A 2,090-nucleotide genomic window follows, 5' to 3' on the forward strand; every position below is an offset into this window, starting at 1 on the left:
AGATCATCGCCATGGTCAGGCGGCAGGCCGAACTCCTTGAACAGACCTACCCGGCATGGAAGATCGAGCCGATGTGCGACGCCGAGGGCATCCCGCGGGGATGGAAGGCCACCAGGCTCGTCCCGCTCACCCACAGCGAGCAAGTCTCAGGCCTGATCAGCGACATCGCCCGCGACGACGTGCCCGATCTCGTCATGGCCCTCGCCGTGCAGGACGAGATCGGCCACCGGACCGGCTACACCATCGGCCGACGGAACCGCTCCACGATCAGCACCCCATGAACCGGTGCGTCCACGCCCCCGGATGCGCGTCGTGCCGCCGTTCCGCACCGGGAGGATGTGTGTACATCGACCTGTTGACCTGGCCATGGTGGCCGCTGTCCGGGCCGGACTGGGGCTCACCTGGGCGATCGAGTCTGGAGTGGCGGCCTTTCGGCTCCCGCACGGCAAGGCGCGCGGGTTCCAGGGACACTGGATGCCGGGCCGCAGGAAACCGTACGTGAGTCCCCGAGTGATAGGGCCACATGCACGGGTTGGCGGCCGTCGCTCGAACGTCATCGGATGCGTCCAAGCGCCGCAGTCGTCAGGCGAGACCGGGGTTAAGCGCGAGGAGGGCCCGCAACGGCCGGGTGGCCTGCTGGGTGCCCCGCCAGATCAGCGCCTTGCGGTAAGTGAGGGAGGGACTGATCGGGACGCCACTGACCCGGGGGTTACCGGCGAGAGTCCGGTCGGTACCCACCGTCAGGGCGACGCCGACACCCGCCTCCACCAGTGCGACGTGGAGGGCCCCGTCGTTGGTCGCGTATCGAGTGCTGAAGTCGATGCCGGCGGCATCGAACGCGGACTGCAGCCATGCCCGCAGTCCGCTGTTCTGGCCGTAACTGATCAGGGTTTTTCCGGATAGCAGCTCGATGGGGATGGTCTTTCGACCTACCAGCGGGGAGTCCACCGGGACGACGGCCACGATCTCGTCTTCGAGCATGACCACACTTCGCATGCCCTGGGGCAGGGAATGCTCTGGCAGGGCCACTACTGCGGCATCCAGCTCACCGTTCTCGACACGCGAGATGAGCTCGGCGCTGCGCCCCTCGACGAGCTGCACGGCGACGCCCGGGTACTGGCGGTGGAAGGCGCCCAGGATCTCGGGCAGACGTGTGTGGTCGACCCCGTCCACGGCGCCCAGGAGCAGCGTGCCGGTGACCAAGGCGGCGCGGGAGGCGAACTCGGCGATCACTCTGTCCGCGTCGGCGAGGGTCTGGGCGGCCATGGGAAGCAGCACCCGGCCCGCCTCGGTCAGCCGGACGCTGCGTGCGTTGCGTTCGAAGAGAGCTTCGCCGAGTTCCTTCTCCAGAGAGCGGATCTGGTGACTGACGGCGGGCTGTGCGACCAAGAGCCGCTCGGCGGCGCGGGTGAAGCTCTGTTCCTCAGCCACAGCGACGAAGAACCGCAAGGTTCTCAATTCCACGATCATTCACCTCATTTATTGCTGGAATAAAAACTCGGTCTTTGACCTGTCCGCAACTTATCTTCAATGTAGAGGCATGGCAGAACAGGCGTCGAAGCGCCTTGACGGGGTCGGTCCGAAGACTGCGGACACCTCTGAACGGTCCGGACTCAGCAGCAGGGATGCCGTGTCCGGTGCCGTGCGCCGGTGATCTCGGTGCTGGAACCCGCGGCGACGGCCGGCCCGCGCCGCCTCCTCGCCCTGCCCCCGTCGAAGACCGCAAGGCGGTCGACGGATTACCGAGGGCGGTCGAACCGGCAGTGTCCGGTGGACCCTCCCCCATACAAGCCGGCCCGGCTCAAGCCGGGCTCTCACTGAAGGAAGCAGACCATGAGTGATCCGAAGAAGGTCCTGTCCGATCTGGTGCTGTCCACCTCGACGGAACACGCGCCGCTCGACGCGCCCTGGGAGGCGATCGACATCGCCGACTGGCTGCTGAACCTTCCTGACAAGGAGTACCAGCGGTGCGCTCCGCCCGACCATAAGGCGGCCGGTTACACCACGACGGATGACGGCCGGCCGATGTCGATCAACGTGGAGATGATCGGCACCGGGCTGGTGATCCAGCACTACGTCGCCGAGATCGC

General features: G+C 66.7%; 3 protein-coding genes. 2 read left to right on the forward strand and 1 reads right to left on the reverse strand.

From position 1 onward, the window contains the following. The coding region (locus IEY93_RS18830) for a hypothetical protein (RefSeq protein WP_189164397.1) at window positions 1–281 on the forward strand (281 nt) is incomplete at its 5' end. Window positions 282–582: 301 nt separating this feature from the next. Here IEY93_RS18830 and IEY93_RS18835 read toward each other — a convergent pair. Beyond that, window positions 583–1,470, reverse strand: a complete 888-nt coding sequence (locus IEY93_RS18835) for a LysR family transcriptional regulator (protein WP_229691254.1) — start codon at window positions 1,468–1,470, stop codon at window positions 583–585. Between the two features lie 363 nt (window positions 1,471–1,833). Here IEY93_RS18835 and IEY93_RS18840 point away from each other — a divergent pair. Next, window positions 1,834–2,090: hypothetical protein (locus tag IEY93_RS18840; protein WP_229691255.1), on the forward strand; the 257-nt coding region annotated here is incomplete at its 3' end.

Origin of the sequence: Sphaerisporangium melleum, from assembly GCF_014646695.1 — a bacterium.
GTDB classification, from domain to species: Bacteria; Actinomycetota; Actinomycetes; order Streptosporangiales; family Streptosporangiaceae; genus Sphaerisporangium; species Sphaerisporangium melleum.

What these genes read in the sequence shown, in the direction of transcription:
- IEY93_RS18835 (WP_229691254.1), bottom strand. Translation starts at nt 1,470, where the DNA reads ATGATCGTGGAATTGAGAACCTTGCGGTTCTTCGTCGCTGTGGCTGAG.